Origin of the sequence: Bacillus sp. UMB0893 (genome assembly GCF_002858905.1) — a bacterium.
Taxonomy (GTDB): domain Bacteria; phylum Bacillota; class Bacilli; order Bacillales; family Bacillaceae; genus Bacillus_P.
Genome location: NZ_PKLB01000003.1, coordinates 335,536 through 358,315, shown reverse-complemented (window position 1 = coordinate 358,315; position 22,780 = coordinate 335,536). Strand labels below are relative to the sequence as shown.

Sequence of the window (22,780 nt, the reverse complement as noted above, 5' to 3'; positions counted from 1 at the left end):
GAGGGCTACCGATGTTTGTTTCATATAAATGGCTGCAGAATTACGTTGATTTAAACGGGATTTCAGCTGAAGAACTTGCAGAAAAGATTACGAGAAGCGGAATTGAAGTAGAAGGTGTGGAAACACTGAATGAAGGCATGAGCGGTGTTGTTATCGGCCATGTCCTTGAAAAAGAACAGCATCCAAATGCTGATAAGCTGAACAAATGCTTAGTCGATATTGGAGCAGAGCAACCTGTACAAATCATTTGCGGAGCTGCAAATGTGGACAAAGGCCAAAAAGTAGCGGTTGCAACTGTTGGAGCCGTCTTGCCTGGAAACTTTAAAATTAAAAAAGCAAAGCTGCGCGGTGAGGAATCAAACGGCATGATTTGCTCCCTGCAAGAGCTCGGAATTGAGTCTAAGCTTGTTGCAAAAGAGTTTTCTGAAGGAATCTTTGTCTTTCCGAATGAAGTTCAGCCAGGTGCTGATGCACTTGCCGAGTTAAGCCGTGATGATCAGATTCTTGAGCTTGGTTTAACGCCAAACCGTTCAGATTGCTTAAGTATGCTTGGTGTCGCTCACGAAGTGGCAGCGATTTTAGGAAGAAGCGTAGCATATCCTGATCTTACACACGAGGAATCTTCTGAAAAGGCATCTGATGTCATCTCTCTTACAGTAGAAGCAAAAGAAGAAAATCCGCTATATGTGGCTAAAGTGATCCGCAATGTGAAAATTGCACCATCACCTTTATGGCTGCAAACAAGGTTAATGGCTGCAGGCATTCGTCCTCACAACAATGTCGTGGATATTACAAACTATGTATTGATTGAATATGGCCAGCCATTGCATGCTTTTGACTATGACCGTTTAGGTTCAAAAGAAATACTTGTTCGTCTTGCTAAAGATGGAGAAGAGCTTATTACATTAGACGGTCAAAAACGAACTTTAACTGCTGAACATCTTGTAATTACAAATGGTACAGAACCTGTTGCACTTGCAGGAGTTATGGGCGGAGAAAACTCTGAAGTACACTCTGATACAACATCAATCCTGCTTGAGTCTGCTTATTTCAATGGTCAAACCGTTCGTAAAGCGTCAAAAGATCATGGACTTCGCAGTGAAGCAAGTGCCCGATTTGAAAAAGGTGTAGATCCGAATCGTGTCCGTGCTGCTGCAGAGCGTGCAGCACAATTAATGATCGAGCTTGCTGGCGGAGAAGTCTTAAATGGATCTGCAGAAGTAAATTACTTAGAAGCAGAACCGGCTGTCGTGAGCATTCATGAGGATAAAATAAATAAAGTGCTCGGCATGAACATTTCAACGAATGAAATTCAATCTATTTTTACCCGTCTTGGATTTGAAGTGAAGGAAGACAACGGAACATTCACTGTTACAGTACCGACAAGACGCGGGGATATTACAATTGAAGAAGATTTGATTGAAGAAGTAGCTAGACTGTATGGATATGATAATATTCCCTCTACGTTCCCGGTTAGTGCATCTTCACCAGGGAGATTGACTGAATATCAGGCAAATCGCCGGAAAGCACGCCGTTATCTTGAAGGGGCTGGACTATACCAAGCCATTACGTATTCATTAACGAGTGAAGAAAAAGCATCACAATTTGCTTTGGAAGTATCAGATTATACTCGTCTTGCAATGCCGATGAGCGAGGAGCGCAGCGTGCTTCGTTTGAGCTTACTTCCGCATTTGCTGGAAACACTGAAATACAATCTTGCCCGTCAAAATGATCAAGTAGCCCTTTATGAAATGAGCTCAGTTTTCATTTCTAATGGTGCAGGAGAGCAGCCTGTTGAAAAAGAACGCCTTAGCGGTGCGGTTACTGGTTTATGGCATCTGAATCAATGGCAGGGAGAGAAAAAACCTGTTGATTTCTATGTTGTAAAAGGTATTCTTGATGGATTGTTTGATGTACTTGGCTTGACAGAGCATGTGACCTACAAGCAAGCAAAGCGAGATGGTCTTCACCCAGGACGCACAGCTGAAATCGTGCTCAATGGCCAGACGTTCGGATTCATCGGCCAAGTTCATCCGAAACTTCAAAAACAAATGGATTTAACTGAGACTTACGTGTTTGAACTTGCTTTACAGCAGCTTTTGCAAACGAACTTAGAAGAACTAAAGTTCGCTGTGATCCCTCGTTTCCCTTCGATGACACGAGATATCGCACTGGTTGTTGACAGGGAAATTGTTGCTGGAGATCTTAAAGAAGCGATTTCTGAAGCGGGCGGAAAGCTTTTAAAAGAAGTATCTGTATTCGATTTGTATGAGGGCGATAAATTGGAAGAAAACAAAAAATCTCTTGCCTTCTCTCTGCGCTACTTCGATCCAGAACGTACATTAACTGATGAGGAAGTAACAAAAGCGCATGAAAAAGTACTTCGCGCAGTTGAAGAAAAATTTGCAGCTGTGTTAAGAGGATAATTTAAATATGAAAAAGCAGTGAAATCCAGTTAGATTTCACTGCTTTTTATTTATGATTTCTCTGTTACTTCAGAAATGGATAAATAAAGTATGTCCAGCATCACATCTAATTCTTCTTTTGAAGCTGCTAGAGGAGGCATAAAAACGATCACATTCCCTAGTGGTCTGAGCAGCATTCCAAGCTCTTTTGCACGGCGGCAAACTTTTACACCTATTCTTTCTTTCCAGTCAAACGGTTCAGCATTGCCCGGATCTCTGACTAATTCTATCCCTATCATAAATCCTTTTTGACGAATGTCACCAACATGAGCTAACTGTGAAAACCCGGTTAATCTGTCTGCTAAATAATCTGACAGGAACTCCACTTCTTTCACTAGATTACGTTTTTCCATTAATTCAAGATTTGCTATCGCAACAGCACAGCCTAAGGGATTTCCTGTATAGCTATGGCCGTGGAAAAACGTTTTTTGCTCCTCATAATCTCCTAAAAATCCTTTATAAATCTCATCAGTGGCAACTGTAATCGCCACAGGGAGATACCCCCCTGTTAATCCTTTTCCCGCTGTCAAAATATCTGGAGTTACTTGCTCGTGTTCACAGGCAAACATTTTCCCTGTTCTGCCAAAACCAGTAGCCACTTCATCGGCTATCATGAGAACGTCATATGTAGTGCAAAGTTCTCTCACACCTCTTAGGTAACCTTCTGGCATTACTATGATTCCGCTGGCACCTTGAACAATCGGCTCAATAATTAAAGCAGCTATTTCATCCGATCTTTCACTTAAAAGCTTTTCTAATTCTTTTAACGATTCGTTCACTATTACGCTCTTCTTAATTCCGTATGGTGAACGATATGTAGTGGGATAAGGCATTTTTATGCATTCAAACAAAAGAGAGCTATATGCTTTATGAAACAGGTCAATTGCCCCAACTGAAACAGCGCCAATTGTATCACCATGATAGGCTTCTTTCATTGTAATGAACTGCTTTTTTTCAGTTTTGCCACGATGCTGCCAGTATTGAAAGGCCATTTTAATAGCTATCTCAACAGAAGTTGCACCTGAATCTGAATAGAAAACTTTTGTGAGTCCTTTGGGCATAAGAGCTACTACTTTTTCAGCCAATAAAATCGCAGGAACATTTGCCATTCCAAGCAGAGTTGAATGTGCTACTTTACCCAGCTGCTGTTTAATGGCTTCATTTAATTCTTCTATATTGTGCCCATGTACATTTAACCAGATGGAAGAAACGCCATCCCAATATTCATTGCCGTTTACGTCAATTAATTTTCTGCCTTTTCCTTCAGCAATAATGACAGGATTATCTTCCAAATAATCTTTCATTTGTGTAAAAGGATGCCAAATATACTTTTTGTTCATTTCAGCAAGTTCTTCGTAGCTGAACTGTGTTTCTAAAGTGCTTCTGCTCATGAGTTGCCCCCTTCAAGAATGTGTCCTATAGATCTATCGTAAAGATAGAGCGGATTATATGTCAACTAAAAAAAAATTAAGTTGACATATATATTTGTGTAGATCTAAAATTAAATCAAATTAAGAGAAAGGAAGAAGAAGGATGAGACGTTCATTATCGGTTTATTCAATTTCGGTTGTATCTATGTTTGCGGCCTTAACAGCAGTGGGTGCGTTTATAAAAATACCATTTCCGGTTGTTCCATTTACTTTGCAGATTTTATTTGTTTACCTTGCAGGGGCTCTGCTTGGCAGCAGGCTTGGAGCTTTAAGTCAATGTCTGTATGTTGGGATCGGATTAGCGGGATTACCGGTTTTTTCAAGCGGAGGAGGACTCTCTTATATCTTTCAGCCGACATTTGGCTACTTAATAGGTTTTATAGCCGCAAGCTTTGGTATTGGCTTAATAATTGAGAAATTCGAGCAGCCAAAGCTGAAACATTTCCTTTTTGCAAATTTTGCTGGTCTCTTAATTGTTTATTTATTTGGAGTAGGATACTTATATTTGTCGTTAAACACTTGGATTGGAACAGGCATTTCATTTAGCGCTGCATTTTACAGCGGCTTTTTGTTAAGTGTTTTCGGTGATTTTCTTCTTTGTTTTGGTGCGTCATTATTAGCTTTGAGATTGTATAAAGCGATACGCAGACCCATTCAAAGGGCCGATGTATCCTATACTGGGTCTGTAAAGGGATGAGCGGAATTTTTATTACAGGAACAGATACAGGAATCGGAAAAACATTTGTAACAGCCTATTTAACTGGTATTCTCCAAAGGTCTGGTGTGAAGGCTGTTCCGTATAAACCAATTCAGAGTGGAGGCAGACGGGAAAATGGTGAATTGATTGCAGAGGATATTGAGATATATCAACAGGCTGCTCAATTGCCATATCGGCAAGAAGAGTTGTGTACATACTGTTTGGAAGCACCCGTTTCCCCGCATTTAGCCGCGAGAATTTCAGGTGTGAAAATAGAGAAGGATAGAATGATTAATCACTATCATAAGCTGCAAAAAGAAAATGAAGTAGTGATTGTTGAAGGTGCAGGCGGACTTGCAGTGCCATTAGCTGAAAATGAAGATGGTGTATACTTAACGAAAGATTTCATTAAAGAACTGAACATTCCGATTATAATTGTGACTCATCCGTCTCTAGGAACGATCAATCATTCTATTCTGACAGCAGAGTATGCAATAAAATATGGGATTTCCGTTCTTGGATTTGTAGTCAATAAAATGCCGAGTGCAGATTCTCTAATGGAGCAAGACAATTTGAGAATGCTGAAGCTTTTGAGCGGGGTACCTGTTATTGGGAAAATTCCATATCTGGCAGGGCAGACAGAGTTTGAAAGATTATTTACTGAAGAGTCACTTATCAGCCTAAATCAAATAGTGAAAAAACAGCGGCAAAATCAATGAGATTTTGCCGTTGTTTTATTAAAATCCTTTTTTCTTCATAGCAAGCTTTTTTGCTTTCTCCGAGTTCGCAAAATGAAATTTTGTTAAGCTTTTTAACGTGCTTTCTCCTTTTTTAGCTATAATAGCAGCTGCCGCTTCGTCAACCTTCGCACCTGCACCTTTAGGAAGAGTCATACCGGCTTTTACAGATAGCAGGTCCATTTCCTTAAGGAAAGAATATCTTGCTAGAATCGAAGCTGCCGCAACTGCCAGGTGTATTCCCTCTGCTTTTGTGCTGAAAAAGGTATTTTCCGTTCGGTATTGATGCCCATTAATATGTTTGAAATAGATGGCTGGCTCAGCGAATTGATCAATCAAAACCCCATCTGGCACTTCTGGTGCAATTTTATCGTAAAGTTTGTTGATTGCCTGATTATGAAGGATGGCTTTCATTTTCCCTTGAGACATTCCTGTGCTTTGGAGCTGGTTGTATTTTTCATTATGTAAAATCAGCAGACTGTAAGGAATGGTGACAAGCAAGTCTTTAGCGATAGATGTAATCTGTTTATCATTCAGGTGCTTTGAATCTTTCACCCCTAATTCCTGCAGCAGCTGGATCTGTTCTTTTTTTACATAGGCTGCAACCACTGTAATCGGCCCGAAGAAATCCCCTGTTCCAACTTCATCTGATCCAATTATAGAGAGAGTAGAAATGTTCGGCGGCGGACTAAAAACAGTAAGAGGTTTCGAAGGTTTCTTAGTAGTCTTTTGTTCCGGCTTGGACCACTTTTCTGCTTCTTCTGAAGCCCGATTCCCTTGAAAAAGAACTTTGCCTGATTTATAGGCAGTAATTGTACATCCATTCGACTTGGCAGTAAAAACGGCTCCAGGGGGTACCTTTGCTCCCGAATCGGCAGAGTAATAAGATTTCATTTTCAGGATTGTCGGCTGATCAATTTTAATAACGGCATTGGACAAGGAATGACACCTCTTCTAAAATAGTGATTGATGCTAGATATTGATTGGTATTATCTTTCCATTATACTAGATATCATGTTATGATAAAGATTAGGATTCTCAAGAATGGAGGATTTTTCGTTGAATAATCACTCAAAAAAGAAAACGACAGTTGATATATATGGACAGCAATTTTCAATAATAGGCACGGAGAGCACAAGTCATGTGCGCTTGGTAGCTTCTATTGTTGATGATAAAATGCGTGAAATAGGCAGCAAAAGTCCAAATCTTGATATAAATAAGCTGGCAGTTTTAACTGCAGTCAACGTCGTACATGACTATTTAAAATTAAAAGAAGAATTTGAAAAACTAGAGAAACAAATTACAGAAAAGGATTGACGCAGTAAATGCTTGATATTGCACTCTTTATCATCCTGGCAATGGGCCTATTAGTCGGACTTAAACGCGGCTTTATTCTTCAATTCATTCATCTTACAGGATTTATTATCGCCTATATTGTAGCATATAAATACTTTGGTGTTTTAGCACCAAAGTTAGAGCTATGGGTTCCGTATCCAACACTTGGAGAAGGTTCATCTGCGATATCATTCTTCACAGGCGGGAATCTTGAAGATGCCTATTATAGAGCTGTAGCGTTTGTCATATTATTTATCGGTACAAAGATCTTACTTCAAGTTGTAGGATCGATGCTTGATTTTGTTACATATCTGCCAATCCTGAAGCAGCTGAATAAATGGGCTGGCGCTATATTAGGATTTCTAGAAATCTATTTAATTCTTTTCATCCTGCTGTTCATTGGCGGTCTCCTGCCGATTCCAGAGGTACAGTCAGCGATGGGGAATTCAGGACTTGCAAAATTAATTGTACATCATACGCCATATTTTTCTGATAAAGTTCAGGAATTATGGATTCAATATGCTCCGAATTAACTTCTCCTCCAATAAGGAGAAGTTTTTTAGTAAAGATCTTTCTAAGGCTCTTTTCGTAAAGTTTTGCTGCTTTTAGAAAAAATGACTAAAACCTTGAGTGGATTGTAGCGGAAGGCACTTGACTCCTTCGGGAAATAGAGGGGTATGGGAGACCTCACAGGCATCATAGCCGTGGAGGCTCCCATCCCTCACAGCGGAAAGCAAGTGCCTGCAGCGGAAATTTACGGGTACAATTTATAACCAAAACAACATTCAATGCGAAAACAGCCTTTCTAAAAGATTAATCCTCTCTAATCGTATTGCCAATGGGCAATTTGCAATTTCAATTTTGAGTAGAGTACGAAATCATGCAAACTTGGATGAAATCGATAAAAATAATCTTTGCGAACGCATCCTTTTAGTAAAGATCTGACTTTGTAAAGGAATTAAGTGTCTTTCCTAATTAATTCGGGCACTTTTTGGAATGATTAAAAGACTTTCCAAACCGTTTACATGAGATTTTGACAATAGCAGCTTGCCTTGCTGTTGTACTTTTTATGAAAATATTTGTATCATTTTATATAGATAAACATATGAGCTGATCTAAGGTGGGAAAAAAATATGAGTATCCATAAAAAAGATGTGATTAAATTACTTGAAAATATAGCCATATACATGGAGCTGAAGGGTGAAAATCCTTTTAAAATTGCCGCTTTCCGCAAGGCTGCAAATGCACTGGAGACCGATGACCGCAGTTTATCTTCGATCGAAGATTTTACAAAAATTCCGGGAATCGGTAAAGGCACAGCTGCAGTCATAACAGAATTTATAGAGGCCGGGAAATCTGAAACTTTAGAACAGCTTCAATCAGAAGTTCCGCAAGGCTTGATTCCTTTATTAAAGCTGCCTGGACTTGGCGGCAAAAAGATTGCAAAGCTTTATAAAGAGCTTGGAGTAACGGACGTGGATTCTCTTAAAACAGCCTGTATGGAGGAAAAAGTGCAGGGGCTTGCCGGTTTTGGCAAAAAAACAGAAGAGAAGATCTTGGCTGGGATTGATGAGATTGGTACTCGTCCTGAGAGACTGCCGCTTTCTTTTGCTCTGCCGATTGCAGAGGAAATTGAGACGTATTTGGAATCATGTGAAGACATTCAAAAATACAGCAGAGCAGGCAGTTTGAGACGCATAAGAGAAACCGTTAAAGATTTGGATTTTATTATTGCAACAGACCGTCCGCAGTTTGTGAGAGATCAGCTTTTAAAGATTCCGAATGTATCTGAAATCATCGCAAACGGTGACACAAAGGTATCTGTTCAGCTTCAATACGAATATGAAATTGGCGTTGATTTTCGTTTAGTCACTCTTGATGAGTTTGCTACAACGCTTCATCATTTCACAGGTTCAAAGGATCATAATGTGAAAATGCGGCAGCTGGCAAAAGAGCGCGGAGAAAAAATCAGTGAATATGGTGTGGAGAATATAGAAACGGGTGAAATCACTACTTTTCAATCAGAAGAGGAATTCTATGCTCATTTTGATCTTCCTTTTTTCCCGCCTGAAATTCGGGAAGATGGGACAGAAGTTGAAAAGTACAGCCGGGATATCAAACTGATTTCTGCTGAAGATATAAAAGGTGATCTTCATATGCATTCAACTTGGAGCGATGGTGCTTTTACAATCAGTGAAATGGCAGAAGCATGCAGAACAAGAGGGTATCAGTATATGGCGATTACAGACCATTCCCAATATCTTAAGGTTGCCAATGGCTTGACACCTGAAAGATTGAAGGCTCAAAGAAAAGAGATTGACAAATTAAATGAGCAATTTGCTGATTTTAAAATCTTTGCAGGCGTTGAAATGGATATTCTCCCTGATGGGTCACTTGATTACGATGACGAAGTATTAGAAGGCATGGATTTTGTCATTGCTTCCATCCATTCCAGTTTTTCGCAGTCACAGGACGTAATTATGAAGCGATTGAAAACGGCTTTGCAAAATCATCACGTTGATATGATTGCCCATCCTACTGGGCGGCTAATCGGCAAGCGAAGCGGATATGAGCCAGATGTAGAGATGCTCATTCAGCTTGCAAAGGAAACTGATACTGCACTTGAACTGAATGCTAATCCAAACAGACTGGATTTAAGCGCAGAAAATATAAAAAAAGCACACGAAGCAGGTGTGAAACTAGTCATCAATACAGACGCACATAATATAGATATGCTCGATGATATGAAAACTGGGGTTTCTACAGCGATTAAAGGCTGGGTAAAAGGCGAGAACGTGATCAATACATGGGATCTGAATCAGCTTCAATCCTTTTTTAACCGGCATAATAAGTAGCCCGCAGACAGCAAGGAGGCTGTAAATAGTGCAACAGCGCGTGTTTAAAGTATTAGAATTTAATAAAGTAAAAGAACAGCTTCTAAAACATACTTCATCTTCTTTGGCGAAGGAAAAAGTGGAAAAGCTTGTTCCCTCAACGGATTACGAAGAGGTCCGAAAACTGCAGGAGCAGACAGATGAAGCAGCGAAAGTTTTACGTCTTAAAGGGAATGCTCCGCTTGGAGGACTTGTTGATATTCGTCAAAGCGTCAAACGGGCTCAAATCGGCGGGATGCTGAACCCTCATGAGCTGATGGAGATTGCAGGCACCCTTTATGCAAGCAAGCATATGAAACGATTCATAGAAGACATGATGGAAAACGGGATTGAGATCCCTCACTTAGATGAGCTTGCATCTGAAATTCTGCCCTTGCAGGATTTAGAGCATCACATCCTTCACTGTATCGGCGATAATGGGGAGGTTCTTGACGGGGCAAGTGATACGCTTCGTATGATTCGAAATTCATTGAGAACAACAGAGGCGAGGGTAAGAGAAAAACTGGAGTCAATGATTCGCTCATCGTCTGCTCAAAAAATGCTTTCTGATGCGATTATTACTATTCGAAATGATCGGTATGTCGTGCCTGTGAAACAGGAATACCGTTCAGCATATGGCGGAATTGTTCATGACCAGTCATCATCTGGTGCAACCTTATTTATAGAACCTCAGGTAGTTGTTGACTTAAACAATACGCTGCAGCAAGCGCGTATGAAAGAGAAAATAGAAATTGAACGGATTTTAAGAGAAATCTCAGAAAAAGTGGCCGAGGAAGCAAGCACACTTTTAGTAAATGTTGAAGCACTTAGCGAAATGGATTTCATGTTTACGAAAGCTGCATATGCTAAAAAAATTAAAGCTTCCAAACCTGAAATGAATGACAGCGGCAGAATTAAACTGTTCAAAGCAAGGCACCCCCTTCTGAATGATGAAGAAGTTGTCGCAAATGACATCGAACTAGGAGATGAGTTTACAACAATCGTCATTACCGGTCCAAATACAGGCGGGAAAACGGTCACCTTGAAGACAGTCGGTTTATTTACATTGATGGCGCAATCTGGCTTGCAGATTCCGGCACTTGACGGGTCAGAAATGGCTGTGTTTGAAAATGTATATGCCGATATCGGGGACGAGCAGTCAATCGAACAAAGCTTAAGTACATTTTCTTCTCACATGGTGAACATCGTGGATATATTAAAGCGGGTTGACTTTAACAGCTTAGTGCTGTTCGATGAACTTGGCGCTGGTACAGATCCACAAGAAGGAGCAGCACTTGCGATCTCCATACTGGATGAAGTTCACAACCGCGGCGCACGAGTTATCGCAACAACGCACTATCCTGAACTGAAAGCTTACGGGTATAACCGAATAGGCGTTGTGAATGCAAGTGTAGAATTTAATATCGAAACATTAAGTCCAACCTATAGGCTTCTGATTGGGGTGCCTGGCCGAAGCAATGCATTTGAAATTTCAAAGCGTCTGGGATTAATGCAGTCTGTCATTGACCGGGCTAAGTCTCATATGACAGCAGAAAGCAATGAAGTAGATACAATGATTGCATCGCTCGAAGACAGCAAAAAACGTTCTGATATAGAATTAAATGAAGCAGAACAGCTTCGAAAGGATGCCGAAAAGCTTCATACAGATCTGCAAAATCAAATCCTTTCGTTTAATGAAGAACGGGATAAACTTTATGAAGAAGCAGAGAAGAAAGCGTCTGAGAAAGTTGAAGCGGCAAAAGCTGAAGCAGAGTCCATTATCCGCGAATTAAGAAAAATGCAGAAAGAGCATCGTACAGGTATCAAAGAGCATGAATTAATTGATGCAAAAAAACGTCTTGAAGAAGCAGTGCCCCAATTTGAAAAAAGCAGTAAACAGCCTAAAATCAAGCCTCAGAAGCATCAATATGCAGAAGGGGATGAAGTGAAAGTCATCAGCTTTAATCAAAAAGGACACTTACTTTCAAAAGTCGGTGATCAAGAATGGCAGGTGCAAATCGGCATTCTGAAAATGAAGGTTAAAGAAGATGATCTTCAATATATCAGCAGGCCTAAACCTGTCGAACACAAACCTCTTGCTATGGTGAAAGGCAAAGATTATCACGTTTCTCTCGAACTTGATTTAAGAGGGGAACGATATGAGAATGCCCTTCAGAGGGTAGAAAAGTATATGGATGATGCCGTTTTGGCAGGCTATCCAAGAATTTCAATTATTCACGGCAAAGGAACTGGCGCGCTGCGGACCGGTGTTCAAGAATACTTGAAAAACCACAGAAATGTGAAGAGAGCCCGTTATGGCGAATCAGGCGAAGGCGGATCAGGTGTTACGATTGTCGAATTAAAATAATCGATTTGGGAGATAGGAAATGAATCAATTTTGGGAAAATGAATTCGTTCAGACTGCAGCGTATTATAGTGTCGTTGTATTGTGTGTTGTCCTTTTTTTAACGATATTTGAATTGGTGACAAAATATAATAACTGGGATGAAATTCAAAAAGGGAATTTAGCGGTTGCGATGACAACAGGCGGTAAAATTTTTGGGATTGCAAACGTGTTCCGTTTTTCGATTGGCCAGCACGATACGCTGCTTGAAATGGTAGGCTGGGGGATGTTTGGATTTGTTTTATTGCTTTTGGGTTATTTTATTTATGAGTTTTTAACGCCTAAATTCAGGATCGATGAAGAAATACAAAAAGACAATCGTGCGGTAGGCTTTATTTCAATGGTGATTTCCGTTGGCTTATCATACGTCATTGGCGCAGGCATTTAAGGGGAGAAAACAGTGGAAACATTGGCAAAAGTACTGCTTGGAGTATGCGGTTTATTTATTGTAGTCGGCATTATCTTTATGGTTTTTTTCGCTTGAAAAATGAATAAATATGAGGGGAAATCCGGATTTCATGACATGATTCCGGATTTTTTTATATACATTAAGATGATAAGTCTAAAAATATTCTATATTCTGAATATAACTTTGGTATACTTTCTTTATAAGCCAAAAGTCATAATGGCCACAAAAGGAGGAATTGAAATGGAAGTTCAAAAACCCTGGCTTCATTTATATCCGGAAGAAATACCTCATTATGCAGAAATTGACAACATGCCTCTTCAATCTTATCTCGTGCAAGCAGCTCAAGAATTTCCGACAAAAACAGCCATTCACTTTTTAGGGAAGGAACTGACTTTTACAGAAGTTCACGAACAATCATTAAAACTTGCAAGTTATCTTCAGGAACTTGGATTAAAGAAGGACGAAAGAGTATCCATCATGCTGCCGAACTGTCCACAGGCTGTTATTGCCTATTACGGAATCTTATTTGCAGGCGGAATTGTTGTCCAAACGAATCCATTATACATGGAGAGAGAGCTTGAATATCAGTTAAATGATTCTGATGCGAAATACATTATTACACTGGATCTGCTCTATCCGAAAGTCTCAAAAATGAAAGCGTTAACAGGACTTGGCCACATTATTACGACCAGCATTAAAGATTACTTGCCATTTCCGAAAAATCTTCTGTATCCTTTTGTGCAAAAAAAGCAAAACCAAATTGTAGTGAAAATAGAGCATAGAGGACACACACATTTATTTAAAGAAATAATGAAACGTACAAATATGTCAATTAAACAAATCGAAACAAATCCTAAAGAAGATATTGCATTATTGCAATATACAGGAGGCACAACCGGATTTCCAAAGGGAGTTATGCTGACGCATGAAAATCTTGTGGCGAATACTTCCATGTGCACGGCCTGGATGTATAAGTGCAAACGCGGAGAAGAATCAGTGCTTGGAATTTTGCCGTTTTTCCATGTTTACGGGATGACAGCTGTTATGAACCTTTCCATTATGCAAGGGTTTAAAATGATACTTCTTCCTAAATTTGATGCAACTGATACCCTGAAAACGATTGATAAGTTAAAACCGACACTCTTTCCAGGCGCACCTACAATCTATATTGCATTACTGAATCATCCGGATTTGAAAAACTACGATCTTTCATCCGTAGAATCATGTATAAGCGGATCGGCGCCTCTTCCGGTTGAAGTGCAGGAAAAATTCGAACAGGAGACTGGGGGAAAGCTGGTTGAAGGCTACGGATTATCAGAGGCTTCACCTGTAACACACTCTAACTTCCTATGGTCTCATAGAAAAAAAGGAAGCATCGGTGTGCCATGGCCGAATACTGACTCCATCATCCTCTCCTTTGAAACAGGAAAACAGGCAAATTACAATGAGCTGGGCGAAATTGCTGTAAGAGGCCCGCAGGTTATGAAAGGATATTGGAAGAACCAAGAAGAAACGGATGCCGTTTTAAAAGACGGATGGCTTATGACCGGTGATATTGGCTATATGGATGAAGAAGGCTATTTTTATGTCGTTGACCGTAAAAAAGATATGATTATCGCAGGCGGATTCAACATCTATCCGCGTGAGATTGAAGAAGTTCTGTATGAACACAAAAAAGTTCAGGAAGTTGTAGTAGCAGGCGTACCAGACCCTTATCGGGGAGAAACCGTGAAAGCTTATATCGTCTTAAAAGAAGGAGCTCAAGCAACCGAGCAGGAGTTTGATGAATTTGCACGCAAGCATATGGCAGCATATAAAATTCCGAGAATCTATGAATTCAGGAAAGAGCTGCCAAAAACGGCAGTCGGAAAAATATTAAGGCGTTCACTTGTAGAGGAAGAAAAAGATAAATTAAAAAATGCAAATTAGTGTTTCGCTGCTTTCAATTGTCATGAATTATAAAACCTCAATGATAGTCAATAACGAGTTTTATTCGAAAAACAGCAAAACCTCAATGAAAGAAGAACTGTCTCTTTCTGTTGCTGAGATGGTTCTTTTTTGTAAATGATATATGGAGGTTTATGCTTGACAGATTCGACATGTACTTTTATGATTGAAATATGAATGATGATTCATTCAGTTTGAAAGGAAGATTTCCATTGAAACAGAAAAGACCAAAATATCTCCAAATAATAGATGCAGCTGTCGTCGTGATCGCTGAAAACGGCTATCATCAGGCACAGGTTTCAAAGATTGCAAAACAAGCAGGAGTCGCAGATGGAACGATTTATCTTTATTTTAAGAACAAAGAGGATATCCTCATTTCATTGTTTCAGGAAAAAATGGGTGTATTTATCGAAAAAATTCAACAAGAAATAGCAGGAAAGGACACGGCGGCGGAGAAGTTATACATGCTGATCGAAAAACATTTTTCGCTTTTAGCAGAAGATCATCATCTCGCAATCGTTACCCAGCTTGAACTTAGGCAGTCGAATAAAGAATTGCGACTGAGAATCAATGAGGTCCTGAAAGGATACTTGAATATTCTTGATTCCATTATTCAAACAGGGAAAGAGACTTCCGAATTCAGAGAAGCGCTCGATGCGCGGTTAGCCAGACAGATGATTTTCGGAACCATTGATGAAACGGTAACAACATGGGTCATGAATGAGCAAAAGTTTGATCTAATTGCTCTTGCTGGAAATGTTCATGAACTTTTAATCAAAGGCTGCGGAAGGGTTTAGAGCCCTCTATGTGCCTTATTGTAAAAAAATTCAAGGAGGCTGCGTTGTGAGCTATTTAAATGTCAAAGTAGAAGATTATGTTGCGGTCGTAACCATTCAACAACCTCCCGCAAACGCACTTTCGTCTTATGTTTTGAAAGAGCTTTCATCCCTCATGGATGAGTTTGAAAACAACAAAGAAGTCAGAGTCATAGTCATCAAAGGCGAAGGCCGGTTCTTCTCAGCAGGCGCTGATATTAAAGAATTTGTTTCTGTGCCGAATGGAGAAGAGTTCTCGAAACTGGCAGCATATGGCCAAGAACTGTTTGAAAGAATTGAAACGTTTTCAAAACCGGTAATCGCGTCCATTCATGGTGCAGCGCTTGGCGGGGGACTTGAGCTTGCAATGAGCTGTCATATAAGGCTTGTGACAGAAAATGCTAAACTTGGATTGCCTGAGCTTCAGCTGGGGCTTATCCCTGGATTCGCCGGTTCACAGCGACTTCCTAAATATGTAGGAGAAGCAAAAGCGCTTGAAATGCTGTTAACAAGCGAGCCGATAACGGGTTTGGGAGCTGTAAACTATGGACTTGCCAACCATGCTTTTGCAGAAGAGTCTTTAGCTGATGAAACGATGAAGCTTGCAAAAAAATTCGCTGCCAAAAGTCCAATATCAGTAAGTGCAGCCATTGATCTAATCAACGCTTCTAAAACTCTTTCCTATCATGACCGGGTGAAAAAGGAAGCGGGATATTTCGGGACAGTCTTTGAAAGTGCCGATGCAAAAGAAGGAATCAGCGCTTTTCTTGAGAAACGGCAGCCGCAGTTTAAAGGCGAATAACTTTGTATTAAAACGTTCAAAACGTTTTATATATAACAACTATAATAAATGCTTAACGTAATAGGGGGATGGACATGAATATTTATGTAATCATGAAGAAAACGTTTGATACGGAAGAAAAAATAACGCTTCAAAACGGCAAGATCAATGAAGATGGTGCAGAATTCATTATTAATCCTTACGATGAATATGCGATTGAAGAGGCTATTCAGATTCGCGATGCAAACAGCGGAGAAGTAACGGTTGTAACGATTGGCGGAGAAGAGTCACAAAAAGAATTGCGTACAGCTCTTGCTATGGGGTGTGACAAGGCTGTTTTAATTAATACTGAAGACGATCTTGAAGATGGAGACCAATACACAACTTCCAAAATTCTTGCTGAGTATTTCAAAGATAAAGATGCAGACCTGATCTTAGGGGGAAATGTAGCGATTGACGGCGGATCTGGTCAAGTAGGGCCTCGTCTGGCTGAGCTCCTTAATATTCCTTATGTAACAACGATCACTAAGCTTGAAATTGAAGGAAATAAAGCGACTGTTGTGCGTGATGTTGAAGGAGATTCGGAAGTAATTGAAACGACATTGCCATTATTGGCTACGGCACAGCAAGGTCTGAATGAGCCGCGCTATCCTTCTTTACCGGGTATTATGAAGGCGAAGAAAAAACCATTGGAAGAACTTGAACTGGATGATCTTGATCTTGAAGAAGAAGATGTTAAACCTAAAACAAAAACAATTGAAATATATATGCCGCCTAAAAAAGAAGCGGGTAAAGTATTGCAAGGCGATTTAGATGCACAAGTAAAAGAATTAGTATCACTTCTTCGCAATGAAGCTAAAGTAATCTAATGCTTAACCAATAAAGCGGATTTTTTCAATCAAACGTATAACAGGGGGACTTTATTATGGCAAGAAAAGTACTGGTATTGGGAGAAGTACGTGATCAATCACTGCGCAATGTTTCTTTTGAAACAATCGCAGCAGGCAAAACAATATCTGAAGGCGGCGAAGTAACGGCTGTTTTACTTGGAGACAGCGTGACATCACTTGCTGAAGAAATGATTCATTATGGTGCAGATCGAGTGATCACTGTTGAGGATGAAAAATTGAAAACGTATACACCTGATGGCTATTCTCAGGCATTGCTTGCTGTAATTGAAGCTGAGAAGCCAGAAGGAATTATATTCGGTCATACGGCTTTAGGAAAAGATTTGTCGCCGAAAATTGCAGCTAAAATTGGGTCCGGACTCATTTCAGATGCTACAGAAATTGAGATTGCAGGAGACAATGCTGTTTTCACACGTCCAATTTATTCAGGTAAAGCATTTGAGAAAAAGATCGTTACAGATGGAACTATTTTCGCAACGATCAGACCAAACAACATTGCTCCTCTTGAAAAAGATGAGTCTAGAACAGGTGAGGTATCTTCTGTTTCTGCTGAAATCAAGGATCTTCGCACAATCGTGAAAGAAGTAGTCAGGAAAGCATCAGAAGGTGTGGATTTATCAGAAGCTAAAGTGATTGTGGCAGGCGGCCGCGGTGTTAAGAGTACAGACGGCTTCAATCCTCTCAAACAGCTTGCGGATGTCCTAGGAGGAGCAGTAGGCGCATCCCGCGGGGCATGTGACGCAGATTATTGCGATTATTCACTGCAAATTGGTCAAACAGGAAAAGTTGTAACACCTGATTTATACATTGCTTGCGGAATTTCTGGTGCGATTCAGCATTTAGCGGGAATGTCCAACTCTAAAGTAATCGTTGCGATCAATAAAGATCCAGAGGCCAATATCTTCAAAGTTGCCGATTATGGAATTGTCGGGGATCTTTTCGAAGTAGTCCCTTTACTGACAGAAGAATTTAAAAAGTTAAAAGTGCATTCTTGATCCATTAAAAACACGCTCCCAGCGGCGTGTTTTTATTATGAAAGAAAGTATGTTTTTCATTACACAGATAGGGAAAAGTAAACTTGAGCAAAAAATTAGCAGGTCAGATTCTTTAATGCTATACTTTAGGCATTCAATAACTTAAACTATTAGGAGGAAAATATAATGGCAATTACAAATGTAACAGATCAAACCTTTTCAACTGAAACAAGTGAAGGCGTAGTATTGGCTGATTTCTGGGCTCCTTGGTGCGGACCTTGTAAAATGATTGCGCCAGTACTTGAAGAGCTAGATCAAGAATTAGGAGATAAAGTTAAAATCGTAAAACTTGATGTAGACGAAAACCAAGAAACAGCTGGTAAATACGGAGTAATGAGCATTCCAACATTGCTTGTCTTCAAAAATGGCGAAGTTGTTGATAAAACAGTTGGCTTCCAGCCGAAAGAAGCTTTAGCTGAATTATTAAATAAACATGCCTAATAATTGATTTGATTTAAAAAGAAAATGGGGCCCTGATCTGGGCCTCTTTTTTATCCCCTTATACAATCCATCATGACCTCTCCTTGCTGAAAAAAATGTCAATTATTGCTCAGGAAATGATTTTCGCCGCAGTTCGAAACAGACGAGAAAGTTCTTAAATGATACAATATAAGGAATAGGAGTAAATAGTAAAAAAGATAACTTCGAAAATTTCAGTTAAAAGATTAAGACAATGGAGTGTCCGCTATGGAGCAATTAATAAAAGAGAAGCTTGCACTTCTGCCAGATCAGCCGGGCTGTTATTTAATGAAAGACCGTTTCGGCACAATCATATATGTGGGAAAAGCGAAAGTACTTAAAAATCGGGTGCGGTCTTACTTTACGGGATCCCATGATGGAAAGACATTAAGACTTGTAGGTGAAATTAGAGACTTTGAATATATTGTAACTTCCTCAAACATCGAGGCTCTGATTTTAGAATTGAACTTAATCAAAAAGCATGATCCTAAATATAATGTCATGCTGAAGGATGACAAAACGTATCCTTTTATCAAAATTACAGCTGAACGGCATCCGCGGCTTATCGTGACAAGAAATGTCAAAAAAGATAAAGGGAAATATTTTGGACCATATCCAAATGTTCAGGCTGCCAGAGAAACGAAAAAGCTTCTTGACCGACTTTATCCGTTAAGAAAATGTTCAACTCTGCCTGACCGGGTATGCCTGTATTATCATATGGGACAATGTCTGGCACCTTGTGTTTATCAAGTAACACCTGAGCAAAACAGGCAAATGGTCGAAGAAATGACCCGATTCCTGAATGGCGGTTTTAAGCAAATTAAAGAAGAACTATCTAAAAAAATGCTGACTGCTTCTGAGAACTTAGACTTTGAACGGGCGAAAGAGTATAGAGATCAGATCGTGCATATTGATGCGACAATGGAAAAACAGAAAATGACCATGAATGATTTTGTGGATCGCGATGTATTTGGCTACTCCTATGATAAGGGCTGGATGTGTGTTCAGGTCTTCTTTATCCGACAGGGGAAATTAATTGAACGGGATATCGCAATGTTCCCGCTTTACCAGGAACCAGATGAAGAGTTCTTAACATTTCTCGGCCAATTTTATTCAAAAAACAATCATTTTCTTCCGAAAGAAATCCTTCTGCCTGACAGCGTAGACAATGAAATGGCAGAACAGCTTCTGCACGTTACTGCTATTCATCCGAAACGGGGAAAGAAGAAGGATTTAGTGCTGCTTGCTCATCAAAATGCAAAAATTGCGTTAAAAGAAAAATTCTCACTCATTGAACGGGATGAAGAAAGAACGATAAGAGCGATCGACCAGCTTGGAGAGAAAATGGGTATCTATACTCCTGCAAGAATTGAAGCTTTTGATAACTCCAATATTCAAGGAACAGACCCTGTATCAGCAATGATTGTGTTTATAGACGGCAAGCCTGCAAAAAAAGAATACCGAAAGTATAAAATTAAAAGCGTACAGGGACCAGATGATTATGAATCCATGCGAGAAGTTGTACGAAGAAGATATTCAAGGGTTCTTAAAGACGAGCTGCCGCTTCCTGATTTAATCATTATTGACGGGGGAAAAGGGCATTTGGCCGCTGCCCAGGATGTTCTTGAAAATGAGCTCGGTTTATCTGTTCCAGTCGCAGGATTAGTTAAAGATGATAAGCACAGGACCTCAAACTTATTGTTGGGAAGTCCGCCAACTGTCATTGAGCTTGAGCGGAACAGCCAGGAATTTTATCTTCTTCAAAGAATTCAGGATGAAGTGCATCGTTTTGCGATTACTTTCCATAGACAGACAAGAGGGAAAACTGCCTTTCAATCCATTTTGGATGATATACCTGGTGTTGGAGAAAAGCGCCGAAAAACACTATTAAAGCATTTCGGTTCTGTGAAGAAAATGAAAGAAGCCAGCCTTGATGAGCTGATTGCAGCAGGTATGCCCGCAAACACGGCACAGCTGATCTTAACAAAATTGCAAGAATAGATTGCATGAATCGAAAATCTTTGCTACAATTCTAACTAATTTCATAACCAGATCGTTTAGTTCGTTAAATGATGGTAGAGGTGCGACCTTCAAGAGTAGCTCATCAGAGGAAAATGGATTCCTGTGAAGCTGGGTGAAAGGGAAGAGTCGCCGAAGTGATAATAGAGCCATTTCTTTTATTGCTGGTTTTGCGTTAAACAAACGTAAAATTGTCAAGAAGATGTTTTTCTTGGAGTGCTATCTCATTGTATGAATGAATTCCCAATATTCGTTTATGCAAGCAATGAGATAGAGAATCTCATTGCTTTTTTTGCGTTTTCTGAGATTCTCCCTTTTACCTGCTGACGATCAAACATACTAGAAAGGTGAGAGGCTGATATGGGATTAATTGTACAAAAATTTGGAGGAACATCTGTTGGATCTCCTGAAAGAATTATGAATGCTGCACAAAGAGTAATTGAAGAGAAAGAAAGAGGCAATGATATCGTAGTAGTGGTTTCGGCAATGGGAAAAACAACCGATCATCTAGTTTCTCTTGCAGGAGAAATCAGCAGTAAACCGAGTAAGCGTGAAATGGACATGCTCCTTACAACTGGTGAACAAGTGACCATCTCTCTTTTAACGATGGCTCTTCAAGCACAAGGCTTTGATGCAATCTCCTATACTGGCTGGCAGGCTGGAATTCAAACTGAACATATTCATGGCAATGCAAGAATTACTGGGATTGATTCTGAAAAAATAAAAAATCAGCTGCAGAAGGGAAAGATTGCAGTTGTTGCCGGATTTCAAGGATTTGCAGACGGGAGTGAGATTACGACACTCGGACGAGGCGGTTCAGATACAACGGCTGTTGCACTGGCAGCTGCCCTGCAAGCTGATAAATGTGATATCTACACAGATGTAATGGGAGTCTTCACGACCGATCCCCGTTTAGTGAAAACTGCAAGAAAGCTTGACGGCATCTCCTATGATGAAATGCTCGAGCTTGCTAATTTAGGTGCTGGTGTTTTACATCCGCGAGCAGTTGAATTTGCAAAAAATTACGGAGTTCCTTTAGAAGTCAGATCCAGTTTAGAATCAGAAAGCGGCACGTTAATTGAGGAGGAAACAATGATGGAACAAAATTTAGTAGTAAGAGGAATCGCGTTTGAAGACCAAGTATCAAGAGTGACTGTTTGCGGATTGCCTAATAATTTATTGTCGCTTTCCACTATCTTTAAAACACTGGCAAGCCATGGACTTAATGTTGATATTATTATTCAAAGTTCAACGGACAGCAACACAGCATCATTATCTTTTTCTGTAAAAACAGGTGATGTAGCAGAAACAGTCGACGTTCTTGAAATGCATCAGTCAGAATTGGGCTTTGAAAAAATAGAATCGGAAAATGGTCTGTCTAAAGTATCAATTGTTGGTTCTGGCATGGTTTCAAATCCTGGTGTTGCAGCAGAAATGTTTCATGTGCTTGCACAGGAAGGAATCGAAGTTAAAATGGTCAGCACTTCTGAAATCAAGGTATCAACGGTTATAGGGCATGATGATATGGTAAAAGCAGTGGAAGCCCTGCATGATGCCTTTGAATTATCCAAACAGCCTGCACCGGCCGTATAAAAAACTTCGCACAGATAGTTGTTTTCCTTAAAAATCCTGTTCATTTCTAATAAGTTGTATAGAATCATCGGCAGAAAACAGGTTTAACTTCCTAAAAAGGATTTCTGTCTTAGAAAAGTGCAAAAAAATTAAAGGGGTGGGCCGCAATGACCCATCCCTTTAATCATTGTTAAATTCCATATCTTTGTAATCCCATTTTACTGTAAAGACAACTTTATCCGCCCGTTTTTTCACTTGTTCATACGTTTCAGTAATTTGCTTATTCATGCGCTGCAGCTGCTGTGCTAAAAATCCTGCTTCCAGCTGGAAGGAAGGCTCTTTCATCGCTTTGAATCTGGCTTTGATCAATTCGCTCTCCAATTGAAATTCCATTTCATCTTTTTTCTTATGTACCAATGAAAGAGTTCCAAAGCCGGCTGCAGAAAAGAAAGCGATGAGCTCCTCGATGGATTCAGCGGGGTACTTTCGGGCAAGACTTTTTCCAGACCAGTAAAGCATGGATGCTGAGTCCCGTCCCAGAATATCAGGAATGAGCACCTCTCTTAGCAGCTCATATGCGAAAGCAGGTACTTCCATATCCCGCAGCTGTGTCATGTCAATTTGTTCGCTCGTTTTTTTCACATTCTTCCCCCTCTTTCTGCATTTATTATATCTCATGTTGAGTGAATAAGAACATGCAATATTAGTAAATCGCATGAAACAATCGTGCCCTGAAAGTATTTTAAGAAAATAAAAATAGGTGAAAAATACGACTTGTCACAAAATTAAAATTTATGAACGCGTTTTCTTGACGCTGTAACTTGTTGGGAGTACAATAAATTTGTCACATTTTATCATACAATGTTTATTTACTTAAAAGGTTGCCGGGAATAGG

19 protein-coding genes and 1 riboswitch are annotated in these 22,780 nt (G+C 39.9%); of the genes, 16 read left to right on the top strand and 3 right to left on the bottom strand.

The genetic code is table 11. The features are described 5' to 3' along the window. Positions 1-11: 11 nt before the first annotated feature. Positions 12-2,426, top strand: coding sequence for a phenylalanine--tRNA ligase subunit beta (gene pheT / locus CYJ36_RS09665; RefSeq protein WP_101567052.1), 2,415 nt, complete (start codon positions 12-14; stop codon positions 2,424-2,426). 50 nt (positions 2,427-2,476) lie between these two features. Here the strand turns inward: pheT and bioA are convergent, their stop codons facing one another. Continuing rightward, on the bottom strand, positions 2,477-3,856 hold the full coding sequence (gene bioA / locus CYJ36_RS09660; protein WP_101567051.1) for an adenosylmethionine--8-amino-7-oxononanoate transaminase: 1,380 nt from the start codon (positions 3,854-3,856) through the stop codon (positions 2,477-2,479). A gap of 142 nt (positions 3,857-3,998) precedes the next feature. Here bioA and CYJ36_RS09655 point away from each other — a divergent pair, with 142 nt between their 5' ends. Both CYJ36_RS09655 and bioD read left to right on the top strand, forming a co-directional pair. Continuing rightward, positions 3,999-4,592, top strand: a complete 594-nt coding sequence (locus tag CYJ36_RS09655; RefSeq protein ID WP_101567050.1) for a biotin transporter BioY — start codon at positions 3,999-4,001, stop codon at positions 4,590-4,592. Continuing rightward, positions 4,589-5,311, top strand: coding sequence for a dethiobiotin synthase (gene bioD / locus CYJ36_RS09650; RefSeq protein ID WP_101567049.1), 723 nt, complete (start codon positions 4,589-4,591; stop codon positions 5,309-5,311). The genes CYJ36_RS09655 and bioD overlap by 4 nt, the downstream gene beginning before the upstream one ends. 18 nt (positions 5,312-5,329) lie before the next feature. Here bioD and rnhC read toward each other — a convergent pair whose 3' ends face one another. Beyond that, a complete protein-coding gene (gene rnhC, locus CYJ36_RS09645) occupies positions 5,330-6,268 on the bottom strand; it encodes a ribonuclease HIII (RefSeq protein ID WP_101567048.1) in 939 nt (312 codons plus the stop codon). A gap of 105 nt (positions 6,269-6,373) precedes the next feature. Here rnhC and zapA point away from each other — a divergent pair, with 105 nt between their 5' ends. The 13 genes from zapA to CYJ36_RS09580 all read left to right on the top strand — a co-directional run bounded on the left by zapA (position 6,374) and on the right by CYJ36_RS09580 (position 21,906). Next, positions 6,374-6,646, top strand: a complete 273-nt coding sequence (gene zapA, locus CYJ36_RS09640) for a cell division protein ZapA (RefSeq protein ID WP_101567047.1) — start codon at positions 6,374-6,376, stop codon at positions 6,644-6,646. A gap of 8 nt (positions 6,647-6,654) precedes the next feature. Further along, on the top strand, positions 6,655-7,197 hold the full coding sequence (locus tag CYJ36_RS09635) for a CvpA family protein (RefSeq protein ID WP_101567046.1): 543 nt from the start codon (positions 6,655-6,657) through the stop codon (positions 7,195-7,197). 600 nt (positions 7,198-7,797) lie between these two features. Further along, the gene (gene polX / locus CYJ36_RS09630; protein WP_101567045.1) at positions 7,798-9,519 is read left to right on the top strand and encodes a DNA polymerase/3'-5' exonuclease PolX; all 1,722 of its coding nucleotides are present in this window, start codon (positions 7,798-7,800) and stop codon (positions 9,517-9,519) included. Positions 9,520-9,547: 28 nt separating this feature from the next. Further along, a complete protein-coding gene (locus tag CYJ36_RS09625) occupies positions 9,548-11,905 on the top strand; it encodes an endonuclease MutS2 (RefSeq protein ID WP_101567044.1) in 2,358 nt (785 codons plus the stop codon). A 19-nt stretch (positions 11,906-11,924) separates the two neighbouring features. Further along, entirely contained in the window at positions 11,925-12,329 is a 405-nt protein-coding gene (locus tag CYJ36_RS09620; RefSeq protein WP_101567043.1) for a DUF350 domain-containing protein, read from the top strand. Between the two features lie 261 nt (positions 12,330-12,590). After that, a complete protein-coding gene (locus CYJ36_RS09615; protein WP_101567042.1) occupies positions 12,591-14,279 on the top strand; it encodes an AMP-binding protein in 1,689 nt (562 codons plus the stop codon). A gap of 230 nt (positions 14,280-14,509) precedes the next feature. Continuing rightward, positions 14,510-15,094, top strand: a complete 585-nt coding sequence (locus CYJ36_RS09610) for a TetR/AcrR family transcriptional regulator (protein ID WP_101567041.1) — start codon at positions 14,510-14,512, stop codon at positions 15,092-15,094. 46 nt (positions 15,095-15,140) lie between these two features. Continuing rightward, positions 15,141-15,914, top strand: a complete 774-nt coding sequence (locus CYJ36_RS09605; RefSeq protein WP_101567040.1) for an enoyl-CoA hydratase — start codon at positions 15,141-15,143, stop codon at positions 15,912-15,914. Positions 15,915-15,988: 74 nt separating this feature from the next. Further along, the gene (locus CYJ36_RS09600) at positions 15,989-16,762 is read left to right on the top strand and encodes an electron transfer flavoprotein subunit beta/FixA family protein (protein WP_101567039.1); all 774 of its coding nucleotides are present in this window, start codon (positions 15,989-15,991) and stop codon (positions 16,760-16,762) included. A gap of 56 nt (positions 16,763-16,818) precedes the next feature. Continuing rightward, positions 16,819-17,796 (top strand): electron transfer flavoprotein subunit alpha/FixB family protein, encoded by a 978-nt coding sequence (locus tag CYJ36_RS09595; RefSeq protein WP_101567038.1) that lies wholly within the window; start codon positions 16,819-16,821, stop codon positions 17,794-17,796. A gap of 165 nt (positions 17,797-17,961) precedes the next feature. Beyond that, complete coding sequence (gene trxA, locus CYJ36_RS09590) at positions 17,962-18,276, top strand: thioredoxin (RefSeq protein ID WP_101567037.1); 315 nt, start codon at positions 17,962-17,964, stop codon at positions 18,274-18,276. A gap of 246 nt (positions 18,277-18,522) precedes the next feature. After that, positions 18,523-20,295, top strand: a complete 1,773-nt coding sequence (gene uvrC, locus CYJ36_RS09585) for an excinuclease ABC subunit UvrC (protein WP_101567036.1) — start codon at positions 18,523-18,525, stop codon at positions 20,293-20,295. A 67-nt stretch (positions 20,296-20,362) separates the two neighbouring features. Beyond that, positions 20,363-20,543: riboswitch (Lysine riboswitch) on the top strand. Positions 20,544-20,673: 130 nt separating this feature from the next. Next, the gene (locus CYJ36_RS09580; protein ID WP_101567035.1) at positions 20,674-21,906 is read left to right on the top strand and encodes an aspartate kinase; all 1,233 of its coding nucleotides are present in this window, start codon (positions 20,674-20,676) and stop codon (positions 21,904-21,906) included. 159 nt (positions 21,907-22,065) lie between these two features. Here CYJ36_RS09580 and CYJ36_RS09575 read toward each other — a convergent pair whose 3' ends face one another. Beyond that, positions 22,066-22,500: a YslB family protein gene (locus CYJ36_RS09575; protein ID WP_142382698.1), complete on the bottom strand. Its 435-nt coding sequence runs from the start codon at positions 22,498-22,500 to the stop codon at positions 22,066-22,068. Positions 22,501-22,780 lie beyond the last annotated feature (280 nt).

Coding starts and splice junctions, on each gene's coding strand:
- pheT (WP_101567052.1), top strand. CDS start 12: ATGTTTGTTTCATATAAATGGCTGCAGAATTACGTTGATTTAAACGGG.
- bioA (WP_101567051.1), bottom strand. CDS start 3,856: ATGAGCAGAAGCACTTTAGAAACACAGTTCAGCTACGAAGAACTTGCT.
- CYJ36_RS09655 (WP_101567050.1), top strand. CDS start 3,999: ATGAGACGTTCATTATCGGTTTATTCAATTTCGGTTGTATCTATGTTT.
- bioD (WP_101567049.1), top strand. CDS start 4,589: ATGAGCGGAATTTTTATTACAGGAACAGATACAGGAATCGGAAAAACA.
- zapA (WP_101567047.1), top strand. CDS start 6,374: ATGGAGGATTTTTCGTTGAATAATCACTCAAAAAAGAAAACGACAGTT.
- CYJ36_RS09635 (WP_101567046.1), top strand. CDS start 6,655: ATGCTTGATATTGCACTCTTTATCATCCTGGCAATGGGCCTATTAGTC.
- polX (WP_101567045.1), top strand. CDS start 7,798: ATGAGTATCCATAAAAAAGATGTGATTAAATTACTTGAAAATATAGCC.
- CYJ36_RS09620 (WP_101567043.1), top strand. CDS start 11,925: ATGAATCAATTTTGGGAAAATGAATTCGTTCAGACTGCAGCGTATTAT.
- CYJ36_RS09615 (WP_101567042.1), top strand. CDS start 12,591: ATGGAAGTTCAAAAACCCTGGCTTCATTTATATCCGGAAGAAATACCT.
- CYJ36_RS09600 (WP_101567039.1), top strand. CDS start 15,989: ATGAATATTTATGTAATCATGAAGAAAACGTTTGATACGGAAGAAAAA.
- CYJ36_RS09595 (WP_101567038.1), top strand. CDS start 16,819: ATGGCAAGAAAAGTACTGGTATTGGGAGAAGTACGTGATCAATCACTG.
- trxA (WP_101567037.1), top strand. CDS start 17,962: ATGGCAATTACAAATGTAACAGATCAAACCTTTTCAACTGAAACAAGT.
- uvrC (WP_101567036.1), top strand. CDS start 18,523: ATGGAGCAATTAATAAAAGAGAAGCTTGCACTTCTGCCAGATCAGCCG.
- CYJ36_RS09580 (WP_101567035.1), top strand. CDS start 20,674: ATGGGATTAATTGTACAAAAATTTGGAGGAACATCTGTTGGATCTCCT.
- CYJ36_RS09575 (WP_142382698.1), bottom strand. CDS start 22,500: ATGACACAGCTGCGGGATATGGAAGTACCTGCTTTCGCATATGAGCTG.